Annotated in this window: 24 protein-coding genes and 5 pseudogenes; 15 read left to right on the forward strand and 14 right to left on the reverse strand. The window is 67.4% G+C overall.

Annotation, left to right across the window (positions count from 1 at the left end):
• Positions 1–190: 190 nt before the first annotated feature.
• Genes ACY0PA_RS01010 through ACY0PA_RS01030 form a run of 5 tightly spaced genes read left to right on the forward strand, consistent with a single transcriptional unit; the run spans position 191 to position 5,774 of the window.
• Complete coding sequence (locus ACY0PA_RS01010) at positions 191–1,483, forward strand: helix-turn-helix domain-containing protein (RefSeq protein WP_473082881.1); 1,293 nt, start codon at positions 191–193, stop codon at positions 1,481–1,483.
• Between the two features lie 12 nt (positions 1,484–1,495).
• Positions 1,496–2,251: a TIR domain-containing protein gene (locus ACY0PA_RS01015; RefSeq protein WP_473082882.1), complete on the forward strand. Its 756-nt coding sequence runs from the start codon at positions 1,496–1,498 to the stop codon at positions 2,249–2,251.
• Positions 2,248–4,245: a hypothetical protein gene (locus tag ACY0PA_RS01020; protein WP_473082883.1), complete on the forward strand. Its 1,998-nt coding sequence runs from the start codon at positions 2,248–2,250 to the stop codon at positions 4,243–4,245. Before ACY0PA_RS01015 ends, ACY0PA_RS01020 begins: the two co-directional genes overlap by 4 nt.
• Positions 4,242–5,279, forward strand: coding sequence for a hypothetical protein (locus ACY0PA_RS01025; protein ID WP_473082884.1), 1,038 nt, complete (start codon positions 4,242–4,244; stop codon positions 5,277–5,279). The genes ACY0PA_RS01020 and ACY0PA_RS01025 overlap by 4 nt, the downstream gene beginning before the upstream one ends.
• Positions 5,280–5,330: 51 nt before the next feature.
• The gene (locus ACY0PA_RS01030; protein ID WP_473082885.1) at positions 5,331–5,774 is read left to right on the forward strand and encodes a hypothetical protein; all 444 of its coding nucleotides are present in this window, start codon (positions 5,331–5,333) and stop codon (positions 5,772–5,774) included.
• A 96-nt stretch (positions 5,775–5,870) separates the two neighbouring features.
• On the opposite strand, the pseudogene tpg reads toward ACY0PA_RS01030, so the two are convergent.
• Positions 5,871–6,145: pseudogene (gene tpg, locus ACY0PA_RS01035) on the reverse strand (telomere-protecting terminal protein Tpg); the annotation flags it as partial.
• Between the two features lie 39 nt (positions 6,146–6,184).
• Between tpg and ACY0PA_RS01040 the strand changes: the two are divergent.
• Positions 6,185–7,294: a mechanosensitive ion channel family protein gene (locus ACY0PA_RS01040; RefSeq protein WP_473082886.1), complete on the forward strand. Its 1,110-nt coding sequence runs from the start codon at positions 6,185–6,187 to the stop codon at positions 7,292–7,294.
• A 576-nt stretch (positions 7,295–7,870) separates the two neighbouring features.
• Here the strand turns inward: ACY0PA_RS01040 and ACY0PA_RS01045 are convergent.
• Positions 7,871–8,371: a hypothetical protein gene (locus tag ACY0PA_RS01045; RefSeq protein WP_473082887.1), complete on the reverse strand. Its 501-nt coding sequence runs from the start codon at positions 8,369–8,371 to the stop codon at positions 7,871–7,873.
• A gap of 146 nt (positions 8,372–8,517) precedes the next feature.
• Here ACY0PA_RS01045 and ACY0PA_RS01050 point away from each other — a divergent pair, with 146 nt between their 5' ends.
• The 4 genes and pseudogenes from ACY0PA_RS01050 to ACY0PA_RS01065 form a co-directional block, all read left to right on the forward strand.
• A complete protein-coding gene (locus ACY0PA_RS01050; protein WP_473082888.1) occupies positions 8,518–8,643 on the forward strand; it encodes an ATP-binding protein in 126 nt (41 codons plus the stop codon).
• Between the two features lie 123 nt (positions 8,644–8,766).
• Positions 8,767–10,389, forward strand: coding sequence for an ISL3 family transposase (locus ACY0PA_RS01055; protein ID WP_473082889.1), 1,623 nt, complete (start codon positions 8,767–8,769; stop codon positions 10,387–10,389).
• 126 nt (positions 10,390–10,515) lie between these two features.
• Positions 10,516–11,687, forward strand: a pseudogene (locus ACY0PA_RS01060) (IS30 family transposase).
• 71 nt (positions 11,688–11,758) lie between these two features.
• Positions 11,759–13,345, forward strand: a pseudogene (locus ACY0PA_RS01065) (reverse transcriptase/maturase family protein); the annotation flags it as partial.
• Between the two features lie 325 nt (positions 13,346–13,670).
• Here ACY0PA_RS01065 and ACY0PA_RS01070 read toward each other — a convergent pair.
• Together ACY0PA_RS01070 and ACY0PA_RS01075 are read right to left on the reverse strand one after the other, a co-directional pair.
• Positions 13,671–14,195, reverse strand: a pseudogene (locus ACY0PA_RS01070) (transposase family protein); the annotation flags it as partial.
• A gap of 76 nt (positions 14,196–14,271) precedes the next feature.
• A complete protein-coding gene (locus tag ACY0PA_RS01075; protein ID WP_155347478.1) occupies positions 14,272–14,640 on the reverse strand; it encodes a VOC family protein in 369 nt (122 codons plus the stop codon).
• A 146-nt stretch (positions 14,641–14,786) separates the two neighbouring features.
• Between ACY0PA_RS01075 and ACY0PA_RS01080 the strand changes: the two genes are divergently transcribed.
• Entirely contained in the window at positions 14,787–15,161 is a 375-nt protein-coding gene (locus tag ACY0PA_RS01080) for a MarR family winged helix-turn-helix transcriptional regulator (protein ID WP_473082890.1), read from the forward strand.
• A 627-nt stretch (positions 15,162–15,788) separates the two neighbouring features.
• On the opposite strand, the gene ACY0PA_RS01085 is transcribed toward ACY0PA_RS01080, so the two are convergent.
• The 3 genes from ACY0PA_RS01085 to ACY0PA_RS01095 form a co-directional block, all read right to left on the reverse strand.
• Positions 15,789–16,028, reverse strand: coding sequence for a LysR substrate-binding domain-containing protein (locus tag ACY0PA_RS01085; protein WP_473082891.1), 240 nt, complete (start codon positions 16,026–16,028; stop codon positions 15,789–15,791).
• Between the two features lie 210 nt (positions 16,029–16,238).
• Positions 16,239–17,009: an IS21-like element helper ATPase IstB gene (gene istB, locus ACY0PA_RS01090; RefSeq protein WP_473082892.1), complete on the reverse strand. Its 771-nt coding sequence runs from the start codon at positions 17,007–17,009 to the stop codon at positions 16,239–16,241.
• Positions 17,006–17,341 carry a hypothetical protein gene (locus ACY0PA_RS01095; RefSeq protein ID WP_473086639.1) on the reverse strand — a complete coding sequence of 112 codons (336 nt, stop codon included), beginning with the start codon at positions 17,339–17,341 and terminating at the stop codon, positions 17,006–17,008. Before ACY0PA_RS01095 ends, istB begins: the two co-directional genes overlap by 4 nt.
• Between ACY0PA_RS01095 and ACY0PA_RS01100 the strand changes: the two genes are divergently transcribed.
• On the forward strand, positions 17,309–17,602 hold the full coding sequence (locus ACY0PA_RS01100) for a transposase (protein ID WP_473082893.1): 294 nt from the start codon (positions 17,309–17,311) through the stop codon (positions 17,600–17,602). The genes ACY0PA_RS01095 and ACY0PA_RS01100 overlap by 33 nt on opposite strands.
• A 77-nt stretch (positions 17,603–17,679) precedes the next feature.
• Positions 17,680–18,476 (forward strand): IS5 family transposase gene (locus tag ACY0PA_RS01105; RefSeq protein WP_376692667.1). Its coding sequence is split into 2 segments (ribosomal slippage): positions 17,680–18,012 and positions 18,015–18,476, totalling 795 coding nucleotides; the frame shifts between segments, so codons are not numbered across the junction.
• Between the two features lie 277 nt (positions 18,477–18,753).
• Here the strand turns inward: ACY0PA_RS01105 and ACY0PA_RS01110 are convergent.
• Positions 18,754–19,623 (reverse strand): hypothetical protein, encoded by an 870-nt coding sequence (locus tag ACY0PA_RS01110; protein ID WP_473082894.1) that lies wholly within the window; start codon positions 19,621–19,623, stop codon positions 18,754–18,756.
• Positions 19,624–19,858: 235 nt separating this feature from the next.
• Positions 19,859–21,076 (reverse strand): IS701 family transposase, encoded by a 1,218-nt coding sequence (locus tag ACY0PA_RS01115; protein ID WP_473086201.1) that lies wholly within the window; start codon positions 21,074–21,076, stop codon positions 19,859–19,861.
• 604 nt (positions 21,077–21,680) lie between these two features.
• On the opposite strand from ACY0PA_RS01115, the gene ACY0PA_RS01120 reads away from it, so the two are divergent.
• The gene (locus ACY0PA_RS01120) at positions 21,681–21,962 is read left to right on the forward strand and encodes a hypothetical protein (protein WP_473082895.1); all 282 of its coding nucleotides are present in this window, start codon (positions 21,681–21,683) and stop codon (positions 21,960–21,962) included.
• On the opposite strand, the gene ACY0PA_RS01125 is transcribed toward ACY0PA_RS01120, so the two are convergent.
• From ACY0PA_RS01125 to ACY0PA_RS01140, 4 genes and pseudogenes are all read right to left on the reverse strand, one after another.
• Positions 21,885–22,379 carry a transposase gene (locus tag ACY0PA_RS01125; protein WP_473082896.1) on the reverse strand — a complete coding sequence of 165 codons (495 nt, stop codon included), beginning with the start codon at positions 22,377–22,379 and terminating at the stop codon, positions 21,885–21,887. The two genes, ACY0PA_RS01120 and ACY0PA_RS01125, sit on opposite strands and share 78 nt — an antisense overlap.
• 32 nt (positions 22,380–22,411) lie before the next feature.
• Positions 22,412–22,696, reverse strand: coding sequence for an IS3 family transposase (locus ACY0PA_RS01130; protein ID WP_473082897.1), 285 nt, complete (start codon positions 22,694–22,696; stop codon positions 22,412–22,414).
• Between the two features lie 89 nt (positions 22,697–22,785).
• Positions 22,786–23,091 (reverse strand): transposase, encoded by a 306-nt coding sequence (locus ACY0PA_RS01135; RefSeq protein ID WP_473082898.1) that lies wholly within the window; start codon positions 23,089–23,091, stop codon positions 22,786–22,788.
• Between the two features lie 151 nt (positions 23,092–23,242).
• A pseudogene (locus tag ACY0PA_RS01140) lies at positions 23,243–23,467 on the reverse strand (IS30 family transposase); the annotation flags it as partial.
• Between the two features lie 1,038 nt (positions 23,468–24,505).
• Between ACY0PA_RS01140 and ACY0PA_RS01145 the strand changes: the two are divergent.
• The gene (locus ACY0PA_RS01145) at positions 24,506–25,669 is read left to right on the forward strand and encodes a hypothetical protein (RefSeq protein WP_473082899.1); all 1,164 of its coding nucleotides are present in this window, start codon (positions 24,506–24,508) and stop codon (positions 25,667–25,669) included.
• 69 nt (positions 25,670–25,738) lie between these two features.
• On the opposite strand, the gene ACY0PA_RS01150 is transcribed toward ACY0PA_RS01145, so the two are convergent.
• Positions 25,739–26,761 (reverse strand): RICIN domain-containing protein, encoded by a 1,023-nt coding sequence (locus ACY0PA_RS01150; RefSeq protein WP_473082900.1) that lies wholly within the window; start codon positions 26,759–26,761, stop codon positions 25,739–25,741.
• Between the last annotated feature and the right edge of the window lie 27 nt (positions 26,762–26,788).

The raw sequence follows: 26,788 nt of genomic DNA on the forward strand, positions 1-26,788 counted from the left end.
CCCAACCTCAGGGTGAGCGGTCACTTCATATCGGGCGGCAGTCAACGCGGCCTGTCGCTTCGGGAGTAGCCCGTCCGGCGTGTGGAGAGGAAACGGGAAACAGTGCCATCTGCCTTGTCCGTCCAGTCAGGGGGCCGCATTCTTTCGTGCAGCAACCTCTTGCACGGGATGGACGGTCCTGGAGGTTTCCGTGCCGCAGCCGTCCAGCGAGTTCGGCGAAGAGCTGAGGGAGCGGCGCTTGGGCGCCGGCTTGAGTCTCACAGCGTTGTCCGCCGTCGTGCACTACAGCAAGGCGCAGTTGAGCAAGGTCGAACGAGGCATCAAGGCGCCCAGCCGTGACCTGGCTCGGTTGTGCGACGCCGCCCTCCACGCCGGCGGTGAGCTGATCGGCTTGGTCGCCACGCCCGCTACTGGTACGTCGAAGGAACCGGCTCGCTACGGAATCGATGAGGAGGAGTGGGTGATGCGGCTGTCGCCGGGTGGTTCGAGCTGGTTTCAGCCCGTGGGTCGGCGGGAGGTCGTGAGCGCCGGGGCGGCCTCGTTGGTGAGCTGGGGTACGGGCAGCCAGGGCCGGGTATCGACGACCGGGGGTGTCGGGATGTTGGACGCATCCCGCTCACTGTTCACGCACTACAGGCGACTCGGCCAGAGCGTTGAGCCCGGATTCCTGCTGCCGGGGCTGATAGCGCAGACCCATACGCTGCGGGAACTGTCCGCGCACGTGGATCCCCGCACTCGCCAGGAGTTACTGGCGCTGGGGTCCCGATATGCCGAATACGTCGGCTGGCTGATACAGGAAACGGGCGACGAACAGGCGGCGCTGTGGTGGACGCAGCATGCAGTGGACCTTGCCGCGGCCGGTGGCGACCGGGCACTGGCCGGGTATGCGCTCGTCCGGCGGGCCCTGGTCACGCTGTACCAGGATGATGCCGAGCAGACCGTTGCTCTGGCACGTCAGGCGCAGAACGGCATGCTCCCGCCGCGGATACGAGGGCTTGCCGCGCAGCGTGAGGCGCAGGGGCACGCTCTCGCCGGCGATTTCGACGCGTGTCTGCGCGCTCTCGACCGGGCCCGGACACTGCTCGCCCGCCAGGAAAGCGAAGGCGACGCTCCGGTGATCGGCAGCATGCATCTGCCTGACTCGGTCGGCATGATCACCGGCTGGTGTCTGTTCGACCTCGGCCAGCCGCAGCAGGCGGCCGAGGAACTGGACCGCCAACTCGCGCTGGTCTCGCCTGATGCGGTGCGCACGCAGGTGCGCTACGGCGTCCGCCGGGCGCTGGCCTATGCGTCGCACGGCGAGATCGATCAGGCCTGCACATTGGCGGCACCGCTGCTCGATGGGGTAGCGGCCGTCCGGTCCGCGACCGTGACGGTCGACCTCCGTCGCCTCGCCCGCGTCCTGGCCCGCTATTCCGGCCACGCCCTGGTACGCCAGCTGGAGCCGCGCCTGGCAGTGCTATCCCGACTCCCTTTCTCCTGAAAGGAACCTGTCATGCCCGACGTGTTCATCAACTACCGCACAGGGGACGGCAATGACATCGCCGCCCTAATCGACAACGAGCTTGCCAACCGTTTCGGCAAGGACCGGGCGTTTCGCGCTTCGAGGTCCATTGCTCCGGGCTCCACCTACCCAGACGCCCTCCTTATGAGCGTGCGCCGCAGCGCACTGGTGCTGGCGGTCATCGGGGCCGACTGGATCAACTTCCAGTCCAGACTGCGCGACCCGGAGGACTGGGTCCGCAAGGAAATTGTGGAGGCGTTCAGCTGCGGAGTGCCGGTGGTGCCCGTCCTGGCAGGCAGGGGGACGGAACGCCTGCGCAAGGCAGGGCTGCCGGACGAGCTGGCGAGGCTGGCCGAACTGCAGTCCGTGCGGCTGGACACGCAGAACGCCGAAGCGGACTTGAAGCGCCTGGGTGACCTGGTGGCCGAGATGGTTCCCGAGCTGTACGACCTCGAACACGGCGAAGCGCCGTCCCCCGGTCCCGGTTCCGTGTCCAACTCGACCGGTGACGTCAGTGGAACGGCGGTGCAGAGCCGGGACTTCACTGGAGATGTCGGCAACACGGTGATTAAAGGGGCGACCGGTCCCGTGCATTCCGGGCAGGGGAACATCTACCAGAACTCGCGCCACCTTTCGGGTGACCGGCACTACTCGGGTAACGGCATGACGAACATCGAGGGGAATCAGCGCGGCGACATCCGCCACCGGTTCGGGGACTCGAGCCGGCCCGAGGACGACGAACGGTGAGCGATGGGTCCACCACGCGCGTCGAGCAGCCTTCCGGACCCGTACACGCCGGCCCCGGCACCCTCAACTACACCGTCAACATAGGCCTTGGCGACCAGGACAAACCCGGCCGAAGTCCGCGCCGCATCGCCGATGACCAGCTCCGCCTCCTAAGACAGCAGTTCGTCGATCCACGCGGAATGGGAGCGGCACGCCGTCTGCGAGACGACAGCAGGACGGTGATCCTGCACGGCGCTCCCGGCAGCGGCAGGACCGCTGCAGCACGCGTCCTCCTGTACGAGTTGCACCAGGACACCGGTATCTTCCGCGAGCTGCTGCCCGGCGAGGAGGAGGGTGCCCTCACCGATCCCGAACTGGTCGGCGTCGGCGACCGGCTGCTGTTGAACCTTGCCGAGGCGGACGTCTCCCAATGGGCTCAGATGCGTAGGGACCTGTCAGCGCTGCGTGCAGCCGTGCAGGAGCAACGAGCACACCTGGTGGTCGTCATGCCGTACGACGGGATGCTGGAGTCCCATCTCCAGCCCTACCGGGCCGATATCGCTCGCCCTCCAGACATCGAGGTCTTCCGACGTCATCTGCGGCTTCACCGGATCCCGTACGAGGAGTACCTGCGCCGCGCCTCAGCGTTGGATGCGTTCCTGGCGGAACAACCGCCGATGGAAGAGGTCGCACTGTTCGCCGACCGTGTGCGCAGAGCCCGTGCTGCGCATCCGGTTCACGACGGGTTCCCCACCTGGTGCGAACGCTCCCGTGACGGACTCAAGCAGTGGCGCAGGGAAGTCGCCGAGCTCGTCGCGAAGCAGAAGGCGGCATCGCAGCGCGCGCTGCTGTTCGCGACCGCCATGCTGCATGGCGCACACGCTGACGTCATCCACCACGGTGCAGCCCTCCTGCTGCGCATCCTCGACACGCCGAAGGACGAGGGGCCCTTACTCGAAGGCAAGGACCTGTCCGAGCGTCTGGCCGAGATCGGTGCGGCAACGGAGCCGGGCGGCCATGTGCGATTCGACAAGCTGGACTACGATGCCGCGGTCCGGGCCCACTTCTGGGACCACATGCCCGACCTTCGGCATCAATTCAGTACCTGGACCGTCCGCAGTACGGAGCTGGACGATCCGCACATCACCTTCGGCCTTCGCGCAAGGCTGGTGAGCCGGCTCGCCGACCAGTATCTGCGCACCGGGCGGGGAATCGACCTGGCCTTCCTTGCAGAGGAGTGGAGCGCTGCACCCGCGACCCGCGCCGGTCGGGAGGCTGCCATAGGCGCGCTGGCCTGCGGTCTCCACGACCTGCGTTACGGCCAGAGTCTGCGCACGCTCGTCTACGACTGGTGTGTCGGCAAGCAGCTGACGGGCAATCTCGCCCATGTTCTTCTGCGCGTGTGCACCGATGTGATCGCCCCCACCCATCCCGATCAGGCCCTGACACGGCTGCATCACCTGGCCCGCCGGGAGCGCGGCGCCACCCCTGCTCTCGATGCCCTGTGCGACCTTGCAGCAACCAGTGCCCGCCTGCGACGGCGCCTGCTGGACCGCCTCACCCGCTATCCGTCCGCACCCAACGCTGACGACGCTCGTCTCTTTCTGCGGATCTGCGACCCAGTGGCGCTGACCGACCCGGGAGGTGCGCCGAGAACGCTCATCGACGAGAAGGCCGTCCGAGCCTCAGTGGTAACGGGCTGGGCAGAGGTATTCACGAAGATGCAGCAGTCGCACTGGCAGCCTTATGCGGAACGATGGCTGCACACGGCCTGTGCGGCCGGCAACCATCGCGACTGCCTGCTCGCTCTGCTGGTCGATGCTGCAGGCCGAGACGGCGGCATTCTTGCTGCGCTGTACTCCACAGCCCGCGCCGCAGAGCCTGTCGCGCCCGGTGGGCGGGCGCGCGGCGCTGCGATCACCGAACGGCTGCTGTTGAAGATCTCCACGGCCCAGGGCCTGTACCCGTCGGCCGCATCAACTCCACCGGCACCGCCCAGGGGGACTACACGATGACCACCGGCCGGAAGACGACGACCATATTTCTCGCCGTCCTGTGTGCCTTGCTGTCGACGATCCTCGGCCTGATGCAGGAGTGGCCTTCATGGGCATGGGCTGCTTTGGCTGTTGTCGTCGTCGGTGTACCAGTGGCTGCCTTCAAGATCGCTGCCATGCGTCGCGGCTCCCTACCCGCCGACTTCACAAACTTCGTGCCCGCCGCTCCGATCGAGCGCAGGGAACACCAAGTCAGCTGCGTCGCACTGCCCAGCCATTGGCCCGACTACGACTTCATCTTCTCCGCGACCGTGCGGTGGCATCCTCTCGAGGCCCGCGGCGACCACTCCGTTCTCAACCCTGCGGGCCTCGCCGTCGAGGCGGTGCTGGAACGTGCCCGCGCCCTCACCGAGCAACGGGACCCCTGCCGGTCCTCACTCGTCCAACACGAACTCAACGGTGTCCTCAGCAGACTTCGCCCCGACCCCACTGGACACCTTCAGGTCATGGCGGAGAACATCACGCTCACCTTGCAGGAATCAGACCAGGAACGCCTGGACAAACTCGCTGAAGTCCGCAAGGACAAGGCGGTGTGGGAACACCAGCGCAAGTACGAACAGAGCAAGCGCGAATACCTGGGCGACGACGTGCTCAAGGACACTGGCAGCGCGGTGGTCTGGTGGCTGGCCAAGAATGACAACCAGATAGAGAAGACCGTGTCAGACCTCGGTCTCCTTGCCCAACTCACGTCGGCCGCCAACGACACCGACATCCCCGAACGGCTTCAGGACCTCATCCCCTCATCCAGTGGGCCCTCGACCCCCGTCATCGAACAGGAGCCGACCACCGCCGACCATTTCGAAGCCTTCCTTTCTGGCATGGGCTTCACCGACGGGGATGCCCGACGGGGGATGCTCACCAAGCAGATCGCCGACATCATCAGGACGCAGGACAAACACGAGACAGCCGATGAACTCCTGCGCCGCTACGACCCTCCAGCAGCCTTCACCTCCCACGCGGACGACCAGCCGGAAGAGCCGGAACACCCCAGATGACGCAGATGCCAGCCGAGCACCTGGAGTCCGAGCTCTACTTGAAGGAGAACCATGGACAGCGAGTTGGCCGCATTGACCGCGTCGGGAGCGACCACCCTGGTCTCGCTCATGGTCACCGATTCCTGGACGCACGCCCGCGAGCTCCTGCGGCGGTTCCTCTCACGCAGCGATCCAGACAACTCCACGATCACCGGCCTGGACGCCGCGCGGGCCCGGCTCCTCACCACCCAGTCCGCAGGTCATCCGCACCTGGCCCGCGACACCGCCGAACAGTGGGACGCCTACCTACGGCATCTACTGGAAGTCCGAGCCGTCTCCGGCGCCGAACTACGCACCCTCATCACAGGGTTGCAGCACCTCCAGAGCGAAGTGGCGCGGCCTGGCACCGTACACAACAACATCAACGGCGGCGTACAGCACGGCCCAGTCATCCAATCAGGCCGGATCACCGGACTGACCATCCACGCCCACCACCCTGACCCGCCACAGGACTGAGACGTCATCCGCTCCCCGAATCAGCGATGTAACGCAGGCGCGCACCCCGGGTAGCCGGATCACGTCCAGGGGCGCGGGCTATTCCAGACATAGCTGCTACAGATCGAACTCGAGGTGCTCGACGTCCGTGAACCGGACCTCTTCCAGGCTGCCGGCGCGGCGGCCGCCGTCCTGAAAGTAGACCTCCTTGAGTGCTTCGGCCGCGATCTCCTGGAGCCGGGCGTCGCCGGCACCGGCCTCCTGGGCCTTGAAGAAGCGGGCGGCGTAGCGAGGTGGCAGGGCGACGGTCAGGTGCCGGATGCGGTCCTGGTCCGTCGACCCGATCGGCGCGCGTAGCCGAGGCAGGCGCGGATGTCGATGACAATGCCCCCCATTAGTTAGAGGTTGCCGATCCCGGTTACCGTCGAGTCATGGAGAACGTACTGCGCCCACTGATCGTCGTCGGTGGCTCGGTCGTGCTTACCCTGCTGGTGGGGTGGGCCGTCGACCGTCTGCTGCAGCGCGCCGACCGCCGGCATCACGAGACCCCGCTGTGGGGCCTGCTGCGCCGCTGCCGACTTCCCCTCCAATTCGTGCTCTGCACGGCCCTGTTGAGAGGGTCGTACGACCAGGCGAAGATCGTCGAGGATCACTCCGCGGGGATCGGACAGACCCTCAGTCTCGGCTTCATCGGTGCGACCGCCTGGCTCGTCGCGCGGATCGCGGCCGCGATCGTCGAGTCGTCCTACGCCCGTTATGCCACCACCCATCGCGATCCGGCCCGGGTCCGCCGGGTGCGCACCCAGGTCACGCTGATCCAGCGGGTCGTGATCGCGATCGTCGGCGTGGTGGCGGTGGCCGCGATGCTCTTGACGTTCCCCGCGTTCCGGACCGCGGGCGCCTCGCTGCTCGCCTCCGCCGGTGTCCTCGGCATCGTCGCTGGTGTCGCCGCCCAGTCCACGCTCGGCAACCTCTTCGCGGGACTGCAGATCGCGTTCGGCGACATGGTGCGGATCGGCGACACGGTCGTCGTGGACGGCGAATGGGGCACCGTCGAGGAGATCACGCTCACCTTCCTTGCTGTACGCACCTGGGACGAGCGCCGGATCACGATGCCGGTGTCGTACTTCACGTCGAAGCCGTTCGAGAATTGGTCGCGCGGCGGCGCCCAGATGACCGGCACTGTCTTCTTCCACCTCGACCACAGCGCGCCGGTCCCGCAGATGCGCGAGCGACTGCACGACATCCTGCGCGAGTGCGCCGCCTGGGACGGCCGCGACTGGGGCATGGCCGTCACCGACACCACCCCCAGCACGATCGAGGTCCGCGCCCTGGTGACGGCCAAGGACGCGGACGACATCTGGACGGTGCGGGTCACGGTCCGTGAACAGCTGGTCCGCTGGCTGGCCGAGCAGCACCCCTACGCGCTGCCCCGCATCAACACGGCGACGGCCCTGATCGCTTCCGACGAGGCGGCGTCCGCCCTCCCGGACCACGTGATCGAACGTAACGGCCGCGCGCCGCGCATCGGCCGGGGCTGACGATCGGCACTGCCGCAGCACCCGGTCGACGACCTCCGTGTCGGCGCCCGGTTCGCTGCGCGCGCCTGGATCCGCCGGCTCCGCTTGATCCGGGCGTACCGCTTCGCCTGCCACCCCCGTCGTTCCTCCACCCCCAGCTCCGAGTTGATGCGAAGGCCGATGTCGCACGCCCGGCGACGTCCTTGGGGATGTCGTCGGTAGCCAGCGCGTCCATGAGGGCAAGGGCCTTGCCGATCTCGTCCTCGGAGCCAATGGCGCCCCCGAACCACTTCCAACCTGTGAGCCCGCAGCCCGACATCTCGAAGCGTGGAGAACGGCCGCCCCGGCTATCTCGGGAAGAACACACAGATCAGCGGGTCGGGTGACGCCCGAGGTTAAAGACCAAGCTCAGACCGGAAGTAGTTACTCAACACCGCGGCAGAGTTCTCGAAAGCCGAGGTAAGGCCGGCCGCGGCGCGTCAGGACAGCGGCGCCCACGACGAGAGGTTCGGCCAGCCTCGGGTAGATGACGGTCAGGCACATGACTGCTCCAGCGCGCACAGTCAGGGAAGAAGCTCAGCCCTGACCGTGGCCCGGTCACTTGAGTCCGCTAGCCGCTCTGAATGCCGCGTTGCGGCGTTTCTGGTGTGGCAGCGCACTGCGCCCCTTCATCGAAGAGTCAACCTTCTTTGCGAGGTGAGGCGCACCGGCGAGGGCATGTCCGATCGCCTTCGCAAGGGGCTCGTCGGCTTCGACCAGCGGTTGCGCCAGGAGCTGCACGACGTCGTCTGGTGCGGCCTGTGGGTGATGCGTCAACAGATGCCCGGCCAACTTCGCCGCGCGCGCAGCAGCGGCCTGGTCTTCGCCAAGGTGCTCATCCACGATCGCCCACAGTCGTTGCGGCGTGCGGGACGCGGCTACCGCTGTGGCGCACAGGTCGTCCTTGAAGGGTTCGATCGTCATACCTGCTTGCAGGTAGTCGGCGATGGCTTCGTCCAGATGCCTGGCGTCGGCGAGCAGCGCGACGGCACTGTCCAGGTGGGCGCCCGATGTCGTAAGGGCGGCGCTCAGCAGATCGGTCTCGGCGTCGGCGGCCAACTCCCCGAGTTCGGGGCAGCGTCCGCGGGCGTGAGCCAGCAGGCCAATGCTCTCCTCTGTTGTGGCGGCGCTCCACAGTGAGTCTGCGTGCTCCCAGGGGGCTGCTGCTTCGGTTTCGACTAGGTGCTGTACCAGCAGGTGAGACCGTGGCCGCCGCCATGATCGACCGCCTCGTCCACCACGCCGAGGTCCACTCCCTCAAAGGCGACTCCTACCGCATGCGCGGACGCCAACTCGGACGCGTCCCCACCGCCACACACGACACCGACTGAACACCGGCAACCAGACCCGGTGGGTCAGAACTCGACCGCCCAAACTGGGTCAGGATTCAGGTTCTGGATCACTTTCAGTGCAAGGGCCACGGAGGGTCACCGAAACCGCGATCATGAACGGCCGTGGCTGATGTCCTCCTCCAGGATCTGTGGTTCCACCAGGTCGAAGGTGTCGTGATCGAAAACGTCGTGTCCGACGGCGAGTTGGTGGCTGTACGGGCCCGGACGACTGTGGAGCGAGCCGCCTGTCCGGCGTGCGGGGCATGGTCGTCTCGGCTGCACAGCCGGTACGTACGCCGGCTCGCCGACAGCGCGGTCGGCGGGCGCCCGGTACTGATCGAGTTACAGGTGCGACGCTTCCGCTGCGGTCAACGTCCCTGCAGACAGGCGACGTTCGCCGAGCAGGTCGACGGGCTGACCGTCCGGCACGGTCGACGCAGCATCGGACTGCAGAAGGTGCTGGAACGCCTGGCGGTGATGCTGGCCGGCCGGGCCGGCGCTCGCCTGTCCCATGCTCTGGCGGCCGGGGTGAGCAGGTCGACGCTGTTGCGGTTGATCCGTCGCCTGGCTGAGCCCGAGACCTCGGTACCGCGGGTGCTCGGAGTGGATGACTTCGCGCTGCGCAAGGGACACAACTACGGCACGATCCTGATCGACATCGAGACCCGCCAGCCCATCGACCTGCTGCCGGACCGGACGACGTCTACGGTGGCCCGATGGCTCGCCGACCATCCCGGCGTCGAGGTGATATGCCGCGACCGCTCCACCGCCTATGCCGAGGCAGGACGCCTCGGCGCCCCGAACGCCATCCACGTCGCGGACCGGTGGCACATCTGGTCCAACCTCGCCGAGGCCGTCGAGAGGACCGTCGTCCAGCACCGCGCTCTGCTGCGTGAACCGCACGGCTCCGCTACGTCCCAGGTCACCGTGGCCATGGAGAGCGCGGCGGACCTCGACCAGTCCTCGCCCACCGGGCCGAGGACAACCGGCCGGCTCTCCGACCGCGTCCGGGAACAGCACACAGCTGTCCACGCTCTATTCGACCAAGGCATCGGCCTGCGCGCGATCGCCCGCCAGCTCGGGCTCGCCCGCAACACCGTGCGCCGATATGCGAATGCGGCGAGCGCGGACGAGCTCCTGGTCGGTCGGTGGACCGGCCGCACCAGCATCCTCGACCCCTACAAGCCCTACCTCCATCAGCGATGGGCCGAGGGCTGCACCGTCGCCCGCCGCATGTTCGAGGAAGTAAGCGAGCGCGGCTACCCCGGCGGCGAGAGCGTCGTGAAGAAGTACGCGGCCAAACTCCGCGAGAACTTCCCGCACGACCCGCCCCGCCAGGTGCCATCCGTGCGGAATGTGACCAGCTGGCTCACCCGCCACCCCGACCGCCTCACCGACGACCAGGCTCAGCAGCTCAAGGCGATCCTGACCCGCTGCCCAGCACTCGACCGCACCGCCCACCACGTCCGCGCGTTCGCCGAGCTCATGAACAACCGCCAGGGCAAACACTTGGACCAGTGGATCGCGAGCGTGACGGCCGACGACCTCCCCGCCCTGCACACCTTCGTCACCGGGCTCGGTCAAGATCTCGACGCCGTCGTCGCCGGCCTCAGCCTCCGCTACAGCTCCGGCGCCGTCGAAGGCCACAACAACAAGATCAAGATGCTCAAGCGGCAGATGTTCGGCCGCGCCAACTTCGACCTGCTCCGCAAGCGAGTCCTTCTCAGCGCGCGAGGCCGTTCATGATCGCGGTTTCGGTGACCCTCCGTGGCCCTTGCACTGAAAGTGATCCAGAACCTGAATCCTGACCCAGTTTGGGCGCTTGGGTTCTAACGCTTGTCGCAACATTCCTTGATCATTAGGGGTGTGTTGATGGCGAGGCGGGGACGGAAGCGCAGGCTGGAACTCGAGGCCGAGTACTGGCGGCTGCTCGCGGCCGGGATGGGCTCGGTCGAGGCATGCAGACAGCTCGGGATCGGACGCAAGACCGGATACCGGTGGCGCTCAGAGAACGGCGGCCTGCCACCGGACTACCTGCCGGAGTCTTCCCGGTCGGGCAGGTACCTGTCCCTGCTCGAGCGGCGGCGTATTGCCTCGTTGCGCGAAGGCGGCCTGACGATACGGGAGATATCTCGCCGCCTCGGTCGCGCCCCGTCGACGGTCAGTCGGGAGCTTCGTCGTAACAGCCGACCGCATGACTATGGCCGGTACGACGCGGACCTGGCGCATCATCGCTGCCGGAGCGGGCTGTGCGTCCACGCCGAGCGAAGCTGGCCACGGACCTTGACCTGCGGGCGGAGGTGCAGGCCAAGCTCGATCTGGAGTGGAGCCCTGAGCAGATCGCTGCCCACCTGCGCAGACGTTGGCCGGATCGGCCCGAGCGACATCTGTGCCACGAGAGCATCTACCGCGCCCTCTATCAGGGCGCCAAGGGCGGTTTGAGTAGGACGCTGACCAGGAAACTCCGCACCGGCCGCCCACTGCGCAGACAACGCCGCCGTCCCAGCCAGCGCATGCCCCGCTTCGTCGCACCCGCCACCTTGATCGACCAGCGGCCGACGGCGGTCGAACTCCGCCAGCGCCTGGGTGACTGGGAAGGAGACCTGGTCGTGGGTGTCCGGAGCCAGTCCGCCGTCGCCACCCTCGTCGACCGCCGCACCCGCTACCTGCGCCTGGTCGCACTTCCCGAAGGACACTCAGCCGGCCACCTACGCGACGCGCTCATCACCGCGCTCACCGAGCTGCCCGAACTTGCTCGCCGGACTCTGACCTGGGACCAAGGTTCGGAGATGGCTCAACACCACGAGATCGCCGCGTACTTCACCGACGGCGTGTTCTTCGCGCACCCCGCCAGCCCCTGGCAGCGCGGCACCAACGAGAACACAAATGGTCTTCTTCGCCAGTACCTGCCCAAGCGCACGAACCTCGCGCTGCACTCCGCCGAGGACCTCCGAGCCATCGAGGAACGACTCAACAACCGACCCCGAAAGACCCTGGGTTGGAAGACCCCCGCCCAAGCATTCGCCGCCGCTCTGGCACCATGAGCCTGCAACGTTGCGACGATGATGCGAATTCACCTTAGAACCCAAGCGCCGTCAGAGGGTCACGATTCACCCGTCGCCGACACTATCGGTTCCGCCCCACGAGACGAGTTCATATCCCGAAGAAACAGAGCGGGAAGACTCGGCCTCTCGGCCTGCCTACCTGGTCGGATAAGTTGGTTGGCGAGGTGGTGCGACTCCTGCTGGAGGCGTATTACGAGCCGGTCTTCTCCGGCAGGTCCCACGGATTCCGTCCCCGGAAAGGTTGCCACACCGCGCTGCGCGAGGTGGTCAATACCTGGACGGGGACGACCTGGTTCATCGAGGGCGACATCGCCGACTGCTTCGGCAGCCTCGACCACGAGGTCATGCTCCGAGCCCTGGGCGAGAACATCCACGACAGCCGGTTCCTGCGGCTGGTGCGGAACATGCTGACAGCCGGATACCTGGAGGACTGGACCTGGCACAAGACGCTGAGCGGAGCTCCGCAAGGCGGCGTGGCCTCACCTGTCCTGTCCAACATCTACCTGCACAAGCTGGACACCTACGTCGAGCAGACACTGATCCCGGAATACACCCGAGGAAGACTCCGTGCACGAAGTACGGAATACCGGCGGGTGGAATCGGCGATTGCACGTGCACGCCGCAGAGGCGACCGCGCCGAAGTGCGGTCTCTCTACAAGCGGTTGCACCGTCTCCCCAGCCAGGACCCCAACGATCCTGACTACCGGAGACTGCGATACGTGCGTTATGCCGACGACACCCTCCTCGGGTTTGTCGGACCGAAGGCCGAAGCCGAAGAATTCAAACGGCGTCTGGCGACGTTCTTGCGTGAAGACCTCAAGCTGGAACTGTCGCAGGAGAAAACGCTGATCACTCATGCCCGGACAGGCAGGGCTCGATTCCTCGGCTATGAGATATCGACGGCGAGTACGGATCGCAGAACGCGGCGACCGTCAGCGACGGATCGACGCAACCGCCGATCCCTCAACGGAACGATCGTCCTGCACGTGCCCACCGCCGTAATCAAGGCCAAATCTGCACCCTTTCTAGCGGGTGGAAAGCCCGCCTGCCAGAACTCGCTCGTGAACGAGTCCGACCATGTCATTGTCGGAAAGTTCGCCATCGAGTACCGGGGTGTCGTCCAGTACTACCTGATGGCCGGTGACGTCTTCCGACTTCACCGGTTGCGCTGGGTCATGGAGACCGCAATGCTCAGGACCTTGGCGCGAAAACACGGCTCGACGGTGTCGAAGATGGCGGCCCGATTCAAGGCCAAGATCCAGACGCCGTATGGGCCGCGCACCTGTTTCGAGGCTCGCATGCCACGGGACAACAGGAAGGAACTGGTAGCACGGTTCGGAGGGATTCCCCTCAAGCGTCAGAAGACGGCGGAGTTGACCGACCGTCTGGCGGGACCCGCCTATCCCCACAAGGAGTTGATCCGTCGACTTCAGGGAAATCGGTGCGAGGTTTGCGATCAAGCTGGTGAGGTGGAGGTTCACCACATCAGGTCACTCAACGACCTCAGCCGACTGGACGGGTCGTCCCCCGAATGGATGAACCTCATGGCCAGGTGCCGACGCAAGGCCCTCGTGGTCTGCGGTGCCTGTCACGAGCGCATCCACACCGGGAAGCCGACCGCGACGCTCACGCAGTAGTCACTGGAGAGCCGGATGCTCGGAAACGGGCCCGTCCGGTTCGGAGGAGGGAGGCCGAGCGGAAAAGGCCCTGCCCAACAGGGACCTCGCCGCTCGGCCGACCCTACCGGGACGGTACAACGCGACCGCGTCCGCCTTGAACTCGGCGGGGTAGTGCTTCATCCCCACGGGGACTCCGTTCTCCTGGACCATCAAGATCCAAGTCTCTCCGGTGTCCAAAATCCGGGGTCAGTGCCCACTCATGGGCTCACCACCGATCAGCACACCGACGGACCCACGGGTTCCCGCTGAACACCCCTCAGTTTCTCTGAACTCACGGCGGAGTGATCGTGGCGTAGCGGTGGCGCCGGCGCAGGGCGAAATCGTCCACGCCGATCACCCGCGGGACCGCCTGCTGCGGCAGCGGCAGGCGCCGCAGATGGCGCAGCGCGGTGCTGCGGGAAACGGGCACGGCCAGCAGACCGGCGAGGCGTGCGGCCGCCCGGCCGCACAACTCCCGCGCCACCTGGGATATCTGCCCGGCAAGCCGCACCGTGCGGCGCTGATGGCGCTCCAGCAGTCCGGGAATCCGCTCGCGGAAGGTCTGCCTCCCGCAGCCCAGGACCGGACAGACCAGCCGTCGTACCCGCAGGTGGACGACGACCGGGCGGCCGTCGACCGGCACGTCCGTCACCGTCCGGAAGTGATACCCGTGCACCTTCACCGTCGGCGTCCGGCACGCCGCACACGGCACCGCCACATCCCGCGTGCGGGCCGTAACCATCACCGCGTCACCACCGTCCACCACGTCCTCGACGACCAGCACCGACAGCCCGGAAAACACCGTCCCGATAAGGGAGTTGACATTCATCACAAGATCATGATCACGGATGGCTACTCGGCGTCACCACCGACTACGGGCCAGACCCGGACGTTTTACAGTCCCGTCAGGCGCGGTCGTGGAGAGTGATCTGGTAGCCGTCGGGGTCGGCGAAGGTGAATGTCCGGCCGAAGGGGCCGTCGATCGGTGCGGAGACGATGGTGTGACCGTCGGCGACGAGAGCATCGTGGATGGCCTGGACGTCGGTGGCGTGGAGCCAGATCGCGGCACCAATGCCGGGCTGAGCAACGGATGCGAGATCGGTGCCGGGAACGACATCGCGGAGTGCGAACGCGATCGGCTTCGTCTCGAAGACGACGGCGTGCGGAGGTCCGGCCTGCGAGCGGACGAGGCCGAGGTACTGCTCGTAGAACGCCTGCGAAGCGTCGAGGTCGCGCGCCTGGAGCGAGATGAAGTCGGGGCCGGTGGCGGGCATGATGATGCTCCTTCTCTTCGTGTCAGATTCCTGACACAGGTCAATGTATGTCAGAATCCTGACATGAGTCAAAACGGTGCCGCGTCGACCTGGACAAATCACTGGGCTACCTGCTGAAAGAGGCTTCGAGCGCCCTGCGCGCAGCCATGGAGGAGGTGCTGCGGCCACTCGGGATGAGCGTGACGCACTACTCCTGCCTCGAGCTGCTGGCGCAACGACCGGGCTTGTCGAACTCCGAGCTCGCGCGGGGCGCGTTCGTGACACGGCAGACGATGAACGCGCTGCTCCAGACCCTGGAACGAGACGGCTACGTGACCAGGCCTGCGAAGGCGCCCGTCGGGAAGGTTCTTCCCGCGCGGCTCACGCCGCGCGGCCGACAGAGCCTGGAGAAGGCGACCGCAGCCGTCCGGTCCGTCGAGGTCAGAACGCTGGCCGGCATGACCGAGACCGAGCAGTCAGGCGCGTTCCGGATCCTGCAGAGCATGATCCATTCCCTGCGCGATGGCAACGAGGGTGCATAGCTCGTTCCGCGGAGCACGTCTCGTCGCGCTCGGACAGGAGTGCAGCCGAGCCTGAAATCCGTGTCGGCGACCTCGAAAACCGACAGACCCCGACTACACCCGGGTGGCGAAGTCCCTGCGACCACGGGCTCGGCGCCGCTCACGCAGTATCCGTAGACCAAGGATGCGATGTCCTCGGTGAGGAGGTGGTCGTAGTGGAACGACCCCTCGAAGCCGGCCCAGGCCACGGCTCGGCCGTCCGCGCACAGGCGGCGCAGGTCTCGCACGTGTAGGTAGACAGGGTGAGAGAGGTGTCGCGGAAGGCGAGGTCGTACGACATGAGGCCGAGCGACGCGATCCCTGCCGACTGCTCCATCAGCATGAAAGGGTGCACTTCGTCGGGCACGAGTCCGGCGAGGTGGAACGCCTCCGGCGGCAGCGGTTCGTTGCCCGCGCCGATGACGAATATGGTCAACGTGGCGGGACCCATGAGGCAGAGCCCCTCCTCTACCTCGTTCACGGGGATCCCTTCCTGCCGTTCGCGGCCTGGCTTCCTCATCCTCGCAGGGAGAACGACACGCGCCCGAACTCGCTCGCCGGAGCCAGAAGATCCTCGCCCGCGGCGGAGCCCATGTCGTCTGGTGCGGGTCAGGTTTCGTCCAGCGCTGCTGCCTGCCTCTGAAGAGCTTGTATCAGCGCCCTGGCCTGGGTGTGCTTGCGGCGCAGGATCGTGGCAACGATGTACTGGACCGGAGTTGGCGGCGCGATCCGGACGGCCCGTAGCCCTGATATCTGCGGGTTCTGTGCGATGGAGGGGATCAGCGAGATTCCCATACCCGCAGCGACGAGGGAGCGGGCGAAGAAGTAGTCGGTTGTCGTGGCCCGCACGTCCGGGTCGAAACCGGCGCGTTCAGCGCACCGGGCGCAGGTACGTCTCGGTCTTGAGGCAGCCAAGTACCCAGGGCTCAGCGGCCAGTTCAGCGATGTCGAGGGTCCCGCGGCCGACCAGAGGATAGACATCGGGCAGGACGACATGCAGAGGGTTGTCGGCGTACGAGGTGAAGTGCAGAATCGCGTACGGATGAACGTGCAGAGCTGTCAGGCGACTTCGTTCTGGCGCTCGATAGCCTGGAGGCGGTTCTTGAGCCGGTAGCTGGGGCCGTTGATGGAGATCACTTCGCAGTGGTGGAGTAGTCGGTCGAGGATCGCGGTGGCGAGGACCTCGTCGCCGAAGACCTGGCCCCACTCGCTGAAGGTCTTGTTCGAGGTCAGAATGATCGAGCCCTTCTCGTAACGCTTGGAGATCACCTGGAAGACCAGGTTCGCCTCGGCTCGTTCGAGGGGCTGGTATCCCACCTCGTCGACCACGAGGACGCTGGGCCGCAGGTAGGTGCCGAGTTTGTTGACGAGCCGTCCGGCGGCTTCGGCGGCTTTGAGGTTGCGGACCATGTCGTCGAGGCTGGTGAAGTAGATCGAGTAACCGGCCCGGCAGGCCGCGACCGCCAACGCGACGGCGATGTGCGTCTTGCCGACCCCAGGCGGTCCGAGCAGGGCAGCGTTGGCCTTCCCGTCGACGAACGAGAGACTGGCGAGGTCTTTGACCTTGCGTGGGTCGAGCTCGGGCTGAAACGAGAAGTCGTACTCATCCAGGGTCTTGTGGTGCGGCAGCTTCGAGAGCCGCAGGCCCTGACGAAAGCGCCGGTCGTCCCGGACAGCCAGTTCCTCGGAGAGGACCAGGTCGAGGAAGTCGAGGTAGCCCATCTTTGCCTCGTCGGCCCGGCGGGTGTACTCGTTGATGGTCTCCGCCAGGTGGGGCAGGCCGAGCTTTCCGGCCGTAGTGCGGATGCGGTTGCCGGTCAGCTCGCTCAAGAGGACTCCTTTGTCGGGGAGTTGGTGGTGAAGGGCCGGGTGCCGGTCAGTTCGTCATAGACCGACAGCGGCCGGCGGCTGACCTCGATGCGGGTGGCTGCGGCCCGGTTCAACAGAGCCTGCAGAGGCCCGACCTGACCATCCGCAGGTCGTTCGCGACGCGGCGCGGTTGTGGTGCGACGCCCCTTGCCGGTGGGCAGGCCGTCCCAGTGGGTCTCCTCGACGACGCGGACGCCGCGGCCGACCGCCCGTGGGTGGGCGGCCAATAGGGTCTCGCCGCTGGCGTCGGGGACGGTCGAGTGCAGCATGACCTGGGACTTCGTGGCCCTCACCTCGACCAGCAGACCGAGGAATGGCAACGACGCTATGCCGTCCGCGCCGGCATTGAGGCGACGCTCTCCCAGACCGTCCGGAGCAACGGCCTACGCCGCACCCGCTACCGAGGGCTCGCCAAGACGCATGTTCAACACGTACTCACCGCTATGACCTGCAACCTCACCCGCACCACCGACTGGATCGCCGAAACACCCCGAGGGCGTACACGATCAAGCCGTTTCCACACTCTGTGCACCGCAGCCACCGGATACCCCTGAAGATCACCAACAGAGTCACGGCATTGGGTCTAAGAGATCATCTCAATTGGTGATGCCGGTAGTCTGGTGCTGTGTTGCTGACTGAGCGTCTGGTCCCAGATGGGCTGTGGGAGTTGTTCCAGCGGGTGGTGCCGGAGGCGCCGACTCGGCCGCAGGGTGGTGGCCGGCGCCGTCATGGGGACCGTGAGGTGTTGGCGGCGATTGTCTTCGTGGCCACGACCGGGTGCACGTGGTCGCAGGTCCCGCCCGTGTTCGGGCCATCGGGGGCCACGGCTCACCGCCGGTTCATGGAGTGGAGCCGACAACGGGTCTGGGCGAAACTGCATCGTCTGGTCCTGGATGAGCTGGGGGCTCGAGGCGAGCTGGACTGGTCACGATGCGCAATCGACTCGGTGAACATGCGGGCCCTGAAAAAGGGGACCTGACGGGTCCGAATCCTGTAGATCGGGGCAAGTACGGCTCGAAGATCCACTTGATCACCGAGCGGACCGGACTGCCGCTTTCCGTCGGCATCTCCGGCGCCAACCTTCATGACAGCCAGGCCCTCGAACCGCTCGTGCGCGGCATCCCACCGATCAGATCCCGGCGCGGTCCACGCCGTCGGCGCCCCGCCAAGCTTCACGCCGACAAAGCCTACGACAACCGTCACCTGCGGCAATGGCTCCGCCTACGCCACATAACACCGCGCATCGCCCGCAAGGGAGTTGAGACGTCACAGAAGCTGGGGCGCCACCGGTGGACCATCGAACGCACCATGGCCTGGCTCGCCGGCTGCCGACGTCTCCACCGTCGCTACGAGCGGCAGGCCATCCACTTCCTGGCCTTCACCAGCATCGCCTGCACCCTCATCTGCTACCGCAGACTCACCAATTGAGATGATCTCTAAAGCGATGGTCCGAGTCAAGGAGGCGCCCGCAGTCTCCGAGGCAATCGCACGCCATGGCGGGCGAGTTGAACGATGCGGAGATCACCCGCCACGCAATCGAGAACTTCGATGTCCTCATCGACGCCCTACCGGACAGGCTGGCGAGCCGACGTCGACCGCGGTCGGCCAACGGATTGTCAGCGGGGGCTGACAGCCCCACTGCGGCGTCGGTGCCAGGGCCGGCCGCGCTGGCACCCAGGACTACCGCGAGATGAAGCCGGGTGTGTCAGTCCTCGTTGTTCGGGATGTAGCGGGTACGCGGCGGGCGGTTTCCGGGCGGCGCGTCCTTACGGCGCTCAGCAAGGGCGGCCTCCGTGAGGTGGCGGGTGGCGATGCGGGCAAATACCTCCAGGGCCGCTTGCGCCTCCAGATGGTCGAGGCTGTCAACGCCCCCGGCTACGAGGGGGCTGTCACTCGTCAGGCTGGTCCAGCCGTTCTCGTCCCGTCCCACCTGAAGGGTGATGGCACCGCCCGTCGGCAGAGTGAGAGTGAGGCTCGCTCCGTCGGCCACCGCGTGGCGGCCGCTGTGGAGGAGGGCTTGTCGGCGGCTGTCGGAGTTCGCTGCGAGTTCGGCTGGTTCGGCGAGGGCGGCCAAGGCCCGGCGGCTGAAGTACGCAATTTCGTCCCCCTCGCCCGCCAGGCTCGGCAGCGTCTCTTGGGGTGTCCAGCCGGGCCCCTGGTCCGTCGGTGGTTCCAGCACGTCGGCCACGGTCCTCAGGGCGTGCGTGGCGGCGAGTGTCACGCGCACCAGTGGGTCCTCGTGGTCATGGACGAAGGCGGGCCGGGCGACAGCGTCGGCGATCCTGGCGACGGTGCGCACCGAGTCGCCTCGGAGGGGCACCCCGCTGAGCTTCTGGGGTCCTCGGATCTCTTGCTCGCGAGAGGCGAGGTCGATGGCTCGGGCGGCCAGATCGGCGTAGATGGTGTCGCGGGAGACACGGGCGAAGCGTGCCAGCTCCGCAACGTTGCGGGTGCCGGTGCGCCACGCGGTGGCCACGGCGTCGGCGCGGTCTTCGCTGAGCCGTTCCCGGCGCTCGGCCCAGGCGATGAGGTCGGACAGCCCAGCGATGCGTGCTGCTTCGTTTGGTTCGGTCACACCGAAGATGCTATGCCGAATGAATCGACATGTCGAATGAGTCGACACCACACTGCTAGTACTCCAGCCGTACTTCTCCATTACTGCTGGTCAACGGCCTGGGTCTGGGGAGCGTAGCGGGGTGGGTTTGGGTGCGGGGCGGTCCTGGCGGACCGTCCCGCGAACGTGTGACCGCGCCGCATGTAGTGACAGTGCCGGGCGCGTGCTTGGTGGCGGCGTCTCCAGTGCGACCAGCTCACTGCGTGCTCGCGCCGTGGAGCGCGGCGGTGGGGTTCAACTGCCAGCAGACGGCGGATTTCTGCCGGGGTGAGATCCACGAGGTCGGGTGTGTCGGCCGCGTCACCCCTTTTTCGCGCTCCTGGACGGCCATCGCGGCGAGGAAAATGTGCGCGAGCATGACGAGTGTGATGTGCCGGTACCAACCGACGTATCGGCGGACCTCGTACTGGTCCAGGCCGCACTCGTTCTTCGCGCTCTGGAAGCACTCCTCGATCTTCCAGCGGCAGCCCGCGATGCGGGCCAGGTCGGCAACGGTGGCATCCAGCGGCGCACTGGCCAGGTAGTAGGCGATCTCGTCGGGCCTGGTGATGCTGCGGCGGGCGAGCATCCAGCGTTGCCGGGTGGGTTCGTCGCCGTCGAACTCCCAGACGGCGGGCAGCCGGGCGGCGGCCCAGTCGTAGAGGCGCGGCCCCTTGGCGCCGTCGCCGCAGGACAGGCGTTGCCATGCCTCGGGTGGCGCCTGGCCGATGAGGTAGTCGATGCGCGGGCCGTGAACCTGCTGTGACTTGGGCACCGCGACGACGTAGGACAGGCCGGCGTCTTCCAGGAAGCGGCGGAAGCGGGAATCCTGCCCGTAGGCGGAATCCGCGGTGACCCAGGAGAAGACGAGCGGAGACTCCAGGGCCCGCCAGACCATGGCCCGGGCGAGATCGTTTTTGGTGGTGAAGTCACGCTCGTCGGGGATCCGGGCCGCTCGGCAGCGATCTGGGTCGTTCGTCCAGGACTTGGGCAGGTAGAGCTCTCGGTCGACCAGGCCGTGGCCGCGTGTGGTGGCATAGGCGGCGAAGACACCGATCTGGCAGTTTTCGGTCCGGCCCGCCGTTCCCGAATATTGTCGTTGCACCCCGGCCGAGGTGGTGCCCTTCTTGACGAAGCCGGTGTCATCGATGATCAATACACCGTCTGATGCTCCGAGTTGCTCTGCTGCATAGGACTGCAGGTCATCGCGGAGATGGTCGGCGTCCCAACGGCTGCGGGCCAGCAAGTGCTGAAGTCCGTCCGGGGTGGCATGGCCGGCGTACTCGGCGAGCTGCCAACCGTTCTTGCGCCCCACCGGGCCCAGCAGCCCACGCACGTAATCCCGCATCCGGCGTCGTGGCTCTACCCGGACGAAACAGGCTCCGACCCGCAGGAACAGATTCTCAAGTTCACGGCCCCAGACACTCGTGGGCACATCATTGATCACGTCTACGGACTGCTCGGTCTGCTGTCACTACATGCGGCGCGGTCACACGTTCGCGGGACGGTCCGCCAGGACCGCCCCGCACCCAAACCCACCCCGCTACACTCCCCAGACCCAGGCCGTTGACCAGCAGTAATGGAGAAGTACGGCTGGAGTACTAGGCGCGCGTTCGAGAGGGCTGCTCGGTCTGCCGCGCGAGGACAATCGTCCGGCCGCGGCGTGTCCTTGCTACCGATCACGTCCGCCCTCGCAAGGCAGATGTCGGCGGTCCGAAACCGTCCGCGCCAACAGGTTCGAGACGCGAGCCGCACCGGCAGTCCTCGATCGACGGCGAGGCCTGCTAGATACCTGACGGCGGTCTGCGAACCGGTGGCGCGGTGGAACTTTCTCTACTTCATCAAGCATCTGACTGCGCTCCGCTCCGCCGGGCGGGCTTTCCGGCTCCGCTGCCCTTCGCGCTCACCCCAGGCCATCGATCCCTGTGAGCAAGACGAGTCGCAACAAATCCCGTTGCGTCAGAGTCGCCGTGACCCGACTGTGTTGCTACGGCTGCAGCCGCAGCCTGCACGGTCGTTGGCCCATCGAAAGGGACCCGATGTCAGCCGTCGTTGTCGTCGGCGCGGGAATCGTCGGCTCGTCAGTGGCCTACCACCTGGCCCGTCGGGGCGTCGGTCACCCTGCTCGAGCAACAACCCGCACCGGCCAACGGGGTCACCGGAGACTCAGTCGCCTGGGTCCGCGGCGCGGGAGGCCACTGGCCCGGCGGAGCACAAGACATCCGAGAACACATCCTGGCGGACTACCGACGCCTGGAGAACGAACTGCCCCATCTGACACTCCGCTGGACCGGCTCGCTGCCCTCGAACTCGCCTCGTGAGCGAATTGGGCAACAGGGTCCCTCGATGAAGCGGAAAACGTCGGCACGGGCCTCGGCCCGGGTCGCCCACGCGCTGGTGCCGATCTCGGATTTCAGGACGGCGAACCAGCTTTCCGCGGCGACATTATCGTAACAAGAGCCGACACGGCCCATGGATTGCCTCATGCCCAACTTCCGTATCTCCTTGCGGAATTCGTCACTCGTGTATTCCGAGCCGCGGTCGATGTGCGTGATGCAGCCCGGTTCCAGGGCGCCCCGGCCCGCGGCCATCCGCAGCGCCGCCACCGGCAGCTCGGCCCGGTGGTGGTCCGCGATGGCCCAGCCGATCACCTCGCGCGTCGCCAGATCGATGCAGGTCGCCAGGTAGACCTTGCCCTCGGCGCTCACCAGCTCGGTCATGTCGCCGACCAGCCGCATGCCCGGCCGCGGCGCGGTGAAGTCCCGCCGGATCAGGTCGGCGGCGAAGACCCCCGCTTCGCCTGCCGGCCCAGCCCGCCCCGCCGGCGCCGGGTGATCCCGACGATGCGATGCTCGCGCATCAGCCTCTCGACCCTCTTCTCGTCGACCACCCGCCCGGCCCGGCGCAGGGCGGCATGGATCCGCGGGGCGCCATAGGCGCCCCGCGACCCGGCGTGCAACACCCTTATCTGGCCGACGAGTTCGTCTTCCGCGCGCTGGCGCACCCGCCGGGCGGGCCTCGCCGCCTGCCAGGCGTAGTACGCCGAGCGGGACACCCGCAGCACCCGGCACAGGAACGCCACCGGACGGCCGCCCGGATTGGTCTCGGACGCCTTCTCCGCGTCGATGAACGCGTAGCGCGCGGCTACTTCGTCTTCTGCTGCGCGAAGAAGGCGGTCGCTTTTCCCAGCACCTCGATCGTCGCCTCCTGCTCGCGGACCTTCCGTCGCAGGCGTGCCAGTTCCTCGCGCTCGGCCGTGGTCAGCGCCCCGGCCGGCCCCTCACCCCGGTCGGTCTTTGCCTGCTTCACCCAGTTCCGCAGGCCCTCCGGGCTCACGCCCAGGTCCCGGGCGACCTCGGCGACGGTCTTGTCCGACGACAGCGCCAGCGCGACCGCGTCCCGCTTGAACTCGGCCGTGTACCGCTTGCTCGTATTGCTCTTCTTGCTCACTACCTGTGACTACTTCCTCCGGGACGTACCGTCCCAGTATCAGACTGTCCAGGTCACAGGGGGAGCCTCACCCGTGACTGCACCTACGGCATCATCAGCCGCCTCTCCAATCGGTCAGTCCACTCAAATTCGTGCAACTTCGTGTCGCACGGTCGCCCTCCCAGTGGCCTGGAACGGCGCGGTCGGTGACCTCGGCGGGGCGCTCGCGGATCGAGACCGCGTCACGGATCTGCCCGCGGGCCTGGCCGGCCGTGGTGGCATTCCGCGACCGGCGCATCGTGCGCCGCCCGCGCAGGTGAGCGATGAGTTCCTTCTTCAGCACTCCGCGGGCCTGGATGAACAGGCTGCGGTAGATGGTCTCATGGGACACGTACATAGCGAGCCGGTTGCCACCGCGCCGGCTCACCCCCCTCCACTTCACTGTGCCCGTCGTGTAGCTCCCGTTGTAGTTGCCGTTCCGGTCGGATGAGTCCCACCGGCTGGCGATGCCGTAGTACGACGCGGACCACCGCACCGCGCCGTCCGTACCCTTGACCTGCACCTTGAAGTACGCGTTGCTGATGTAGCCGCCGAGCTGCGAGTTGGGCCCGTCCCAGGTCACCCGGGCGTAGGCATACACCCAGCCCCGCGATCGCTTTGCGCACAGCGTCGTCTTCGTCTTCCGGTTGTCCGGCCATGGGCCGCTGTATTGCGGGGTGTCCAGCTCATGGCTCGACCTCGTGCACCGATATCCAGCAGCTGCGCGGCCGGAGAGGCCGTCACCACCGCTGAGGCGAGCACGGCCGCCGAGACGGCCATCAACAAGGAACCTCAGTGATCACAGTTCGCATGATCGCCGTAACCCACATGCCGATCATGCGGGGTACGGATCGACCGGCTACCGTTTCACCGTAGATACATGTGGGCAATCGACAGCTGTGGCCAGATACGTCCACTCCTTTCCGGCGAGTAGACTCCGGGCCGACTGGATACACACGTGTGAGTGATACTCTCCGGCGTCATCACATGTGCCCTGATCGTCGGACAGAGAATGTCCCCCGTTCCAGGCCCGCGTCGACCACGGCACTATCGTAGGTGTGTTGTCCATGGGCAGTCTGCGCGCCATCGGGCACACCTGGTCCTCCCGGGCCACCCACATGTTAAGGACACACCATGAGCGAGAACGGCCCCGTCCGCCGAGACAGCCGCATGTCGCTGGAGGTCTCCCACGTCGACGAGCACATCCATCTGGTCCACACGGAAGGCAGGCCGCCGGCGTGGCTCACCGGGCTCGCCGGTCGGCTTTCACCCAGGCGAGGCCGTCGTCCTCGTCGGTCCCCTGCTGCCCGGGGACGGCGCGGAGGGGCTGTGCCAGCTGCTCGCGCCGGCGCTGGAAGCCGCCAGGGACGCCCACATACGCCTGTTGCTGCTGGCCATGACCGGCGGAGCCGACGAGAGCGCGGGCCGCGCCTCGGCGGCACGGCTGATCTGCGAGCGGTGGGGTCTCGACGTCCTGGCCGCGGCCGGGGACGCGCTCGTCACGGCCGACGGCAGCCTCTTCTCCCCGGACCCCACGAGCACGTCCGGCGGCTGGTGGCACTTCTCCTCCGGCGCGGACGCCCGGCGCGTGGGCAGCCACGTGCCGGTTCCCTCCTGGGAGCCCGCGCTGAGGCGTGTGGGCCGGCAGACGGTGGCCGGGCACGTCGTCGAGCCCGTCCCGGCCGGGCTTGTGGTCCGGCCCACGGGCCCGGCGCCCGCCGCCGCCCGGGCCCGGCCGCACGCGGTCCCGCCGGATGCCGACAGGGCGCAGCTGATCATCACGTCGTCGAGCGTGCCCGCCGCCGCGTTGGCGGTGCTGATGGCCGCCCTGCCCGGGAGCGTCCGCGCGTCGGCACGGCTGGTTTCGCTGGCGGGACGGCCCTTGCAGCGGACGGGACAGGCGGTGGCGGATCTGCTGGGGGCCGATGTCCACGTGGCCGTGGGGGCACCCGTGGTGTCCGGGAGCACCGACGACGCCGTTGCGGACCATACCGCGGCCGGTGACGCCGCCGTGGAACTGTGCTGGCTCGACGCCGACGGCCGGCCGGCATGGCGGCCCTTCGCGCAAACCGTTGTCTGTTCACCGGCTGCTGACGAACCGGTCCAGACCGTCATTTGTACACCTGCCGCTGACGAAGCGATGCGGGCCGCGCGCGTGGCGGAGTGGCGAGTTCCCGCTGCCGTGCTGGAGAAGGGCGCCGGGCCCGACGCGCTGTCCCTCGGGCGGCACGGGAGAGCAGTCGTGACCCCGTCGGGCCTGTGGGTCGGGCCGTGCGACAGCAAACCGCCGCTCGTCGCCGCCGCCCGTCCCGCCTCTGCCGAAGCCATCGCTGTCGACCTGGGGACTCCGAACCGGGCGCTCGACGCGTCACTGTGGTCCGGTCTGGACACCCTGTTCGGACAGCTGGAACCCGAGGAGCGCGGACGCGTCGTGATCCACGTGCACAGCAACCTCGACGCGCACGGTCGCGAGCGGCTGTGCGAACTCACCGCGCGGCACGGGCTCGTGACGGCGGCCGTGAGCGACCCGGGAGCCGCCGTTCCGCTGGGGATTTCCTGAGCACCGCACAACTCCGCCCACCGGGGCCGCGGTTCGCGGTCCGGCGGGCGGGCCGGGGCGCCCGATGGGTCAGGCCAAGCGCCACTTCTGGTTGGGAGTACCGGCACAGCTCCACAGCTGTACGAGGGTGCCGGCGGCGGTGCTCTTGTCCTTGGCGTCCAGGCACAGGTCCGGGTCGACGCTGTCGACCAGGTCGTAGGACTTCTTCAGAACGAAGCTCTGGTGATCGGCGCGCGACGAGGAGCAGGCCGCGAGACGCACCGTCGTGCCGTCGGAGTGGCCGGAGACAGCCAGGCACATCGTGCCGCCGAAGGTGCGGGCGGTGCCGTCGGACGGGAATGTCCAGCCCTGCGACGGGTCGCCGCTGTCACAGTCGGCCAGCACCGTCGGGGTGCCCGCCGCCTTCGAACCACCCTGGCTGGCCAGGCAGCGGTTGGCGGCGAAATTGAGGACGAGCCCGCCGGTGAAGGTCACGGACGGGCTGCCCGACTTCGGCTTCTGGGTGGAGCTCTGCCCGCTGTCGCCCTTACCGCTCCCGGTCCCCTGCCCGGTGGACTTGCCGCCACTGCCGCTGCTCCCGCCGCCGGTGTCCGGCGCCGCGGCGGGCTGCTCGGGCAGTCCGGCGACACCGGCTGGCGGGGATCCGCCCTTCTTCTCGCCGGAGTGGGGCTTCGTGGAACCGGAAGGGCGGTGCGAGGCCTTGCCCGGGCTCGCGGACGGGCCGTGCGTGGCAGGGGTGGAGGCCTGGTCGGTGGCTTCGACGGTGGCCGCGGCCTGAGCGGTGTCGCCGCCGCCGAGCCGCGAGACACCCGCGACCACACCGGCACCGACGACGGCGAGGCCGATCACGCTAGCCACCGCGATCGCCACCCGGCGGCCGGGCCGGAGCAGGCGCGCGCCGGAGAAGTAGTGGCGCCGGGCGAAGCCCGCTGAGAACGACCTGCCGTCCGGCGTGGACGGCCCGGCGGCCAGCCTGACGAGCGACGCTTCGCCGACGGTGGGTGACGAAGCTGTCGGCAGCAGTTCCTCGTCGGTCCCGGGCGGGGGCGTTCCCTCGGGCTGGGGCCCGCCGGACGCGGAGGGTGTCGTCATAGGAGTGTCTCCGGGTAGAAGGACTCG

The organism is Streptomyces sp. DS1-CR2, from assembly GCF_055760475.1.

Bases quoted from the DNA above. Each gene is read 5' to 3' on its own strand.
- ACY0PA_RS01015 (WP_473082882.1), top strand. From the start codon at position 1,496: ATGCCCGACGTGTTCATCAACTACCGCACAGGGGACGGCAATGACATC.
- ACY0PA_RS01145 (WP_473082899.1), top strand. From the start codon at position 24,506: ATGACCGGCGGAGCCGACGAGAGCGCGGGCCGCGCCTCGGCGGCACGG.
- ACY0PA_RS01025 (WP_473082884.1), top strand. From the start codon at position 4,242: ATGACCACCGGCCGGAAGACGACGACCATATTTCTCGCCGTCCTGTGT.
- ACY0PA_RS01120 (WP_473082895.1), top strand. From the start codon at position 21,681: ATGTCAGCCGTCGTTGTCGTCGGCGCGGGAATCGTCGGCTCGTCAGTG.
- ACY0PA_RS01080 (WP_473082890.1), top strand. From the start codon at position 14,787: ATGGAGGAGGTGCTGCGGCCACTCGGGATGAGCGTGACGCACTACTCC.
- ACY0PA_RS01040 (WP_473082886.1), top strand. From the start codon at position 6,185: ATGGAGAACGTACTGCGCCCACTGATCGTCGTCGGTGGCTCGGTCGTG.
- ACY0PA_RS01125 (WP_473082896.1), bottom strand. From the start codon at position 22,379: ATGCGGCTGGTCGGCGACATGACCGAGCTGGTGAGCGCCGAGGGCAAG.
- ACY0PA_RS01150 (WP_473082900.1), bottom strand. From the start codon at position 26,761: ATGACGACACCCTCCGCGTCCGGCGGGCCCCAGCCCGAGGGAACGCCC.
- ACY0PA_RS01030 (WP_473082885.1), top strand. From the start codon at position 5,331: ATGGACAGCGAGTTGGCCGCATTGACCGCGTCGGGAGCGACCACCCTG.
- ACY0PA_RS01075 (WP_155347478.1), bottom strand. From the start codon at position 14,640: ATGCCCGCCACCGGCCCCGACTTCATCTCGCTCCAGGCGCGCGACCTC.